This window comes from Candidatus Hydrogenedentota bacterium (assembly GCA_018005585.1).
In the GTDB taxonomy this organism is placed as follows: domain Bacteria; phylum Hydrogenedentota; class Hydrogenedentia; order Hydrogenedentales; family JAGMZX01; genus JAGMZX01.
Genome location: JAGMZX010000231.1, coordinates 1 through 6,157 on the forward strand (window position 1 = coordinate 1; position 6,157 = coordinate 6,157).

At 63.6% G+C, this 6,157-nt stretch carries 8 protein-coding genes; 4 read left to right on the forward strand and 4 right to left on the reverse strand.

The window, feature by feature from the left end; all coding sequences use genetic code 11:
• Window positions 1-286, reverse strand: a 286-nt coding sequence (locus KA184_22730) for a hypothetical protein (protein ID MBP8132404.1), incomplete at its 3' end; no start/stop codon positions are given.
• A 321-nt stretch (window positions 287-607) separates the two neighbouring features.
• Between KA184_22730 and KA184_22735 the strand changes: the two genes are divergently transcribed.
• A complete protein-coding gene (locus KA184_22735; protein MBP8132405.1) occupies window positions 608-1,045 on the forward strand; it encodes a hypothetical protein in 438 nt (145 codons plus the stop codon).
• Between the two features lie 282 nt (window positions 1,046-1,327).
• On the opposite strand, the gene rlmB is transcribed toward KA184_22735, so the two are convergent.
• The 3 genes from rlmB to KA184_22750 are packed head-to-tail and all read right to left on the reverse strand — an operon-like array spanning window position 1,328 to window position 2,860.
• Window positions 1,328-2,059, reverse strand: coding sequence for a 23S rRNA (guanosine(2251)-2'-O)-methyltransferase RlmB (rlmB, locus tag KA184_22740; protein ID MBP8132406.1), 732 nt, complete (start codon window positions 2,057-2,059; stop codon window positions 1,328-1,330).
• Window positions 2,059-2,499 (reverse strand): hypothetical protein, encoded by a 441-nt coding sequence (locus KA184_22745; GenBank protein ID MBP8132407.1) that lies wholly within the window; start codon window positions 2,497-2,499, stop codon window positions 2,059-2,061. The genes rlmB and KA184_22745 overlap by 1 nt, the downstream gene beginning before the upstream one ends.
• 10 nt (window positions 2,500-2,509) lie before the next feature.
• Complete coding sequence (locus tag KA184_22750) at window positions 2,510-2,860, reverse strand: B-box zinc finger protein (protein ID MBP8132408.1); 351 nt, start codon at window positions 2,858-2,860, stop codon at window positions 2,510-2,512.
• Between the two features lie 197 nt (window positions 2,861-3,057).
• Between KA184_22750 and KA184_22755 the strand changes: the two genes are divergently transcribed.
• The 3 genes from KA184_22755 to KA184_22765 all read left to right on the forward strand — a co-directional run.
• Window positions 3,058-3,762: an ABC transporter ATP-binding protein gene (locus KA184_22755; protein ID MBP8132409.1), complete on the forward strand. Its 705-nt coding sequence runs from the start codon at window positions 3,058-3,060 to the stop codon at window positions 3,760-3,762.
• Entirely contained in the window at window positions 3,723-4,973 is a 1,251-nt protein-coding gene (locus KA184_22760; GenBank protein ID MBP8132410.1) for an efflux RND transporter periplasmic adaptor subunit, read from the forward strand. The genes KA184_22755 and KA184_22760 overlap by 40 nt, the downstream gene beginning before the upstream one ends.
• The coding region (locus KA184_22765; protein ID MBP8132411.1) for an ABC transporter permease at window positions 4,973-6,157 on the forward strand (1,185 nt) is incomplete at its 3' end. The genes KA184_22760 and KA184_22765, both read left to right, overlap by 1 nt.

The window sequence follows — 6,157 nt, forward strand, 5'->3', positions numbered from 1 at the left end:
CGACCCAGACGGGGCTGGTGGACAGCACGGTGACCACGTCCGTGACGGGCAGGCGCGTCAGCGCGTAGAAATTGCAGAGGAGCCCGGCCGTGCCGAAGATGCTGCGCCACCAGAGCGCCCGCGAGCCGCACCACACCATCGGGATGCCCCGCGCGGCAAGCAAGGCGTACATGATTCCAGGAGTGACCGCGATTCGAGCGAGGGCCACCGCGGGCCAAGGCGCCTGGCCGCGAAACCCGTGCGCGATACACGACATTGTGGCGAAACCGAGAGAGGCAAGCAGCATATCCCCCGCGGCGCGGCGGTTCGCCGCGGCGGAAACGCGTGTGAAAACAGGGGATGGCGCGGACATGGCGCGCACTATACGAACGCCGTGACGGGGATGCAAGCAGTGCGCGATGTCGCAGCGTCCCGCCGTTGGCGGGGACGGCGCCGTGACGGGGATGCAAGAAGCGCGCGGCGAGAGAAGAGTCGAGAGGAAGACGGTATCCGTTTCAGGAACGCCCTATTTGAAGCAGCGCGTGAGGCCGGCACGTTCCTGCCGGAACGCGGGCAAGCCTGCCGCGTCATCGGCAGTGCGGCGGTGGCGCGTTGGGGCGGGCCGCGCATGTCGCTGGAGCTGGATCAGTACCAATATCTGAACGGCGTAGCCTTTCCTTACTGGGCGATGCGTACATACTGGACGGAAGACGGCAATGCAGTTGAGCCGCTGAAAACGCGCTGTCTGGCCAACGAGATTTCCGTGCAGGAGTATTACTACCTGCTGCGGCAGACGCCGCCGTCTTACGTCGATTCCATCATGTATGTCGCGGTGGATACCGCAACCGCGCGTGTGAATGAGCCGCTGTCGGAAGAAGATTTCACGCTGACTTTCCCAGATGGAACCGTGTTCACCGATTATCGGTCCGGCGAAACGGCAACGTACGTGGCTTCGTCCTGGCTCGTGGAAAATCGGTTGTGGTTAATGGCCACAATCGCTGCGGTTTTGACAGCCTGCGGCGCGCTTGCGTTGCGCGGAGTCCTTGCGCACCGGCGCAGACACTAAGGCTGACATAATGGAAACAAGCGCTGGAAGCAAGCCCTCGCCTCGTCGCGCGCGGGGGTGACCAGAGATCCCTGCGCATGTTAGAACTATCGACCGAACGTCCGGTACCTGCCTGGTTGTGCGCGGCGATTATCCTTCTCGTCATGACGGCTCGTGCCATAGCAGACGAGATGGAGACGTTGCGGCGTCAAGTGTTGGAATGGTCGCAGTGCCTGCCGCGTATTTGTTCAGACGCCGCTTTGTCAGGCCCCGGGGACGGTAGGGGAAGACAGGCGGGTGCCTCTACTTGCGCGGCTGTCGCTGGCGCAGGCATTCGGCGAGGGCGATGCCCGCGCTGACGGAGGCGTTGAGGCTCGTGATCGGGCCGGTAATCGGGATGCGCAGCAGGTGGTCGCAGCGCTCGCGCACAAGCCGACGCACGCCTTTGCCTTCCCCGCCGATGATGAGCATGGTGCGGCCCGTGAGGTCGACGTCCCACAGGAGTTTGTCGCCCGCCGCGTCGAGCGCCGAAACCCAGAAACCCGCGCCCTGCACCGTTTCGATGGCGCGGACCAGGTTGGTGACACGGACCAGCGGGACGTGCTCGACCGCGCCCGCGGCCGCCTTGACCATCGCGGGCGAGAGCGGGGCCGCCCGGTCTCTGGTGAAGATGACGGCGGAAGCGCCGCATGCCGACGCGGAACGGACGATGGCGCCGAAATTCTGGGGGTCCTCGACGCCGTCCAGCGCGACAAAGAGCGCGTGGCCGGTTTCCGCGGCCAAGCGGTCTCTGAGTTCCAGGACGGGCAAGGGTTCCGCTTCCAACACGGCGCCTTGGTGCGCGCCGCCACCGGCGAAGCGATCCAGTTCCTGACGCGCGGCGTAAGCGATGCTGAGACCCGCGGCGGCCTCGATCAGGGCATCGAGGCCCTTGGCGTCGCGCAAGAGTAAGAGCCTGCGCGCCGCCCGTCTGCGGGCGCGCAGGCATTCGAGGACGGGATTGCGGCCATATACGATTTCGTACTTGGCGCTCACTATTGAAGCTCGTGCACTTCCTTCAGTTTCGAGGCGCGAAGGCTGAGGTTATCCATGTCCGGCACGCGCTTGTCATAGGTCCACGCCTGCGCGGCGAGCAATTCCTGAAGGATGTTGTAGGCCTGCTGGTAGTTCTCCATTTTTTCCTGACATTTCACCATGCGGTACTTGTTGTGCCAGTGATTGGCGCCCGAGGCGCCGTAGCGCGCGAAGCAATCGTTGAGCACTTCAGCCGCGCGTTCATAGCGCCACAGTATCATGAGGTAGCCGCTGATTTTCGAGAGCCGCGCCTCATCCTTCACATCCTGCGCCTGGTCCTGGCCGGGCGTGGCTTTCGTCGCCTGTTTCACCATCCAATTCACGCCGCCGCTCGAAGCCAGCCAGCCGATCGCCACCACAATGACGATTATGAGGGGCCATTTCAGTCCGCTGAGGTCCATGGTATGTCTCCTATTGTCCCTGGCCTATCAACGCCAGCGCTTTTTGAGCGATATCCTTTAATACCGGTATCTCGAACATGTAGCCAACGAACAGCACCGCACTGGCGACGGCGGCGATGATGATGACCACGCCGACGGCCTTGCGCACGCGCATGAAGACGCCGGTTCGCGCCTTCCCCTCAAGCTGCTGCGCCCGCTGTGTGAACGTGTGATGCCGCTGCTGGCAGCCCGCCGAGCAAAAACGCCCGGTCGGGCCGATAACCACGCAGGTGTTGCACACGGGCTTGCCGCACTGTTTGCAGCGGACCGTGGCCTCCACGCCGGGATGATTGATACAAGCGGAACGTGTCGCGTCAACCATGTTCGTCTGCCTCCTTTTTTGCCTCTTCCCAGACCCATTCCGCCCCCGCGTCTTTATTATTAGCACATTCGCTGGAAAACTTCATCTGGGTACGGTGCAATTCCTCCCCCCCCGGACGCGATGGGCGAGGCGATTCGCATATGCGTTCCCTGAATCTGGTAATATATCGCCCCATGAACGCCTTGGATCCCGAAACGCTGATTCGGGTCGAGGACCTGCGCAAAATCTATGAAATGGGTGATACGGTGGTGCGCGCCCTCGACGGGGTGTCTTTTGCCATCCCGCGTGGCTCGTTTGTGGCGGTAATGGGCCCGTCGGGCTCCGGCAAGACGACGCTGCTCGATATCCTCGGCTGCCTGTCCCATCCCACCTCGGGCGAATACTGGCTTGCCGGGCAGCGGGTCGGTGCGCTGCGCGAGGCGCAACTCGCGGAATTGCGCAACCACGAGATCGGGTTCGTCTTTCAAAACTTCAATCTGTTGCCGCGCGACACGGCCTTGGGCAACGTTGAACTCCCCCTGCTGTACGACGCCGTGCCGCGCCGCGCGCGCATCGCTCGCGCGCAAGTGGCCCTCGAAGCCGTCGGCCTGGGCGAACGGGCCGGGCACAGGCCGGCCGAGTTGTCCGGCGGACAGCGGCAGCGCGTGGCCATCGCGCGCGCTCTCGTGAACAACCCGTCCATTCTTTTCGCGGACGAGCCGACGGGGAACCTCGATACGGCGAGCGGCGAGAGCATCATGCGCCTGTTTACGGAGTTGCACGGGCGCGGCAATACGATAGTGCTGGTGACCCACGAACGGGAAGTGGCGGAACATGCCGAACGGATCATGAGTTTCCGCGACGGCAAACTGGTGAGCGACGAATGGCGGAAAAAAGACGAAAGAATCTGGCAATCCCAATAATTTTCTGGCTGCTTGTGGCGGGCGGGCTGACCGGCGGGTTCTTTTACTACGTTACGCGCGAGGCCGACGTGGAGGTGACGGCGGACCGTATCGCGCGCGGCTCGGTCGAACAGACCATCTCAGCGATTTCCTCCGGGGTCGTGACGCCGGGCATGCAGTCGCGCGTGGCCGCGGCAGGGCTCGGGGTGGTCTCCGCGGTGCACGTGGAGGAGGGCGCTCGCGTCGCGGCGGGCGACCTGCTTGTGGAACTGGAACACGGCGAACTGGACGCGCATGTGGCGCTGGCGGAGGCGAATCTCGAGGTGGGCCGGTCGCGGCTTGAGCAGGTGCGGATCGCCGCGCGCATCTATGACGAAATATCCACGGCGCGGCTGGGCCAGGCGCGGGCGCAATTCGACGCGGCCAAGGCCGATTTCGACCGGATCAAGTCGCTTGCGGACCGCAGGGCGGTCTCGCAGAGCGATTTCGAAAAGGTCTCGCTCGCCTACCGCGTTGCGCAGGAGACGGTCGCCACGGCGGAAGCCGGCCGGAAGGAAGTCGCGGTCCGGGAAGAGGAGATTCGCGCGGCGGAAACGGGCCTGACGCAGCTCGAGGCGGCGGTGCAGGTGGCGCGCGCGCTCCGCGACAAGGCGTTCATACGCGCGCCCTTCGCAGGCGTGGTGGCCAAGACCCTGCTTGAAGTGGGCGAGGCCGTCGTCATGGGCGTACCGGTGGCGCTGCTCATACAGGAGCAGGAGCGCTATATCACGGCGCCATTCGACGAGGCGAACTTCGGCCAGATGTTCGTGGGGCAGCGCGCGCGCATCACGCTGGACGCCTATCCGGACGCAGAATTTCAGGGGGAATTAAGCTTTATCGCGCCCGTCGTTACGACGGTGCAGGACCTTACGCGGACGTTCGAGACGAAAGTGCGCATCATCACGGAGCCGGAGAAGTTCGTGCCGGGCATGTCCGCCGACGTGACGCTCATCGCCGAACAGAAGGAGAATGTGCTGTTTGTGCCGAGCGAATCGTTGATCCGCGATGAATTCGCGTATGTGATTGAGAACGGGCGCGCGGTCCGGCGCGACGTGAAAGTGGGCATCGGCAACTGGGAACGCCGCGAGATTCTGGAAGGTCTGCAGGAAGGGGAACTGCTTGTCACGTCGGTGAACCTCAAGGCGCTGAAGGAGGGGGTGCCCGTGCGCGTGGTAGAAGAGATCGCATTCTAATGGGCCCGCTCGACTCCATCCTGACCGCGTTGCGCGCAATCGGCCAGAATAAGGTCCGGGCCATGCTGACGACGCTCGGCGTGATCATCGGCGTGCTCTCCGTCATCATGCTCATTGCGTTGGGCGAATCGGCCCAGTTCTACGTCGAGCGCGAATTCGCGGTCATGGGCAGCAACGTGCTGCTCCTGACGCCGGGCCGCCAGGAAACGGCGGGCATGTTTCCCATCACCGCGGGCAGCCACCGCAAGCTTACGTTCGATATCGCCAAGGCGATCAAGCGCAAGGGCGAAAGCATCACCGGCGTCGCCGCGAACATGCTGGGCCTTGCGAACGTCCGCTACCGGAACCGGCAGCGCAATGTGATGTGTATCGGCACGACGCCCGATTTCGAGCACGTGCGCCAGCTCTATACGCAGATTGGACGGTTCATAAGCGAGCAGGACATCGACCGCAACAACAAGGTCTGCGTCATCGGCACGACGATCCAGCGCGAGTTGTTCGGCAGTCAGCGCGCGCTTTACGAACTCGTGTCGATCAACGGCACGAAACACATGATCGTGGGCATCCTCGAGGAGCGGGGCATGGTGCTCGGCATCGACCTGGGCGATATCGTGCTGGTCCCGCTGCCGAGCGCGTTGCAGATGTTCCGCGGCGGCGAGGACGAACTCTGGGAGATCGTCATCGGCGTGCGCAGCAAGGAAGATATCGGCCGGGCTATCGAATCGGTGCGCAAGATTGTCAAAGCGGCCCATGACAACAACGAAGATTTCACGATTACGGACCAGGACGGCATGCTGGCCACGTTTTCACGCATCTTCGACATGCTGCGCCTGATGCTGGTGGGCATCGCCTCGATTTCGCTGCTCGTGGGCGGTATCGGCATCATGAACATCATGCTCGTGTCCGTGCGCGAACGCACGCGCGAGGTGGGCATACGCAAGGCCGTGGGCGCGCGGCGGATCGACGTGGCGGCGCAATTTCTCATCGAAGCGGTAACGCTCAGCGTGCTCGGCGGCCTCGTTGGCATTGCGCTTGGCTGGCTCGGCACGTTTATCCTGGGCGAACTGTACCCCACGCTGCCCATACGCATGTCGCTGTGGTCCGCCACGCTGTCCTTTACGTTCAGCGTGGCCGTGGGCGTGTTCTTCGGCGTCTACCCCGCCATGAAAGCGTCCACCGTGGAC

Bases quoted from the DNA above. Each gene is read 5' to 3' on its own strand.
- KA184_22735 (MBP8132405.1), top strand. From the start codon at position 608: ATGTCGCTGGAGCTGGATCAGTACCAATATCTGAACGGCGTAGCCTTT.
- KA184_22745 (MBP8132407.1), bottom strand. From the start codon at position 2,499: ATGGACCTCAGCGGACTGAAATGGCCCCTCATAATCGTCATTGTGGTG.
- KA184_22750 (MBP8132408.1), bottom strand. From the start codon at position 2,860: ATGGTTGACGCGACACGTTCCGCTTGTATCAATCATCCCGGCGTGGAG.
- KA184_22760 (MBP8132410.1), top strand. From the start codon at position 3,723: ATGGCGGAAAAAAGACGAAAGAATCTGGCAATCCCAATAATTTTCTGG.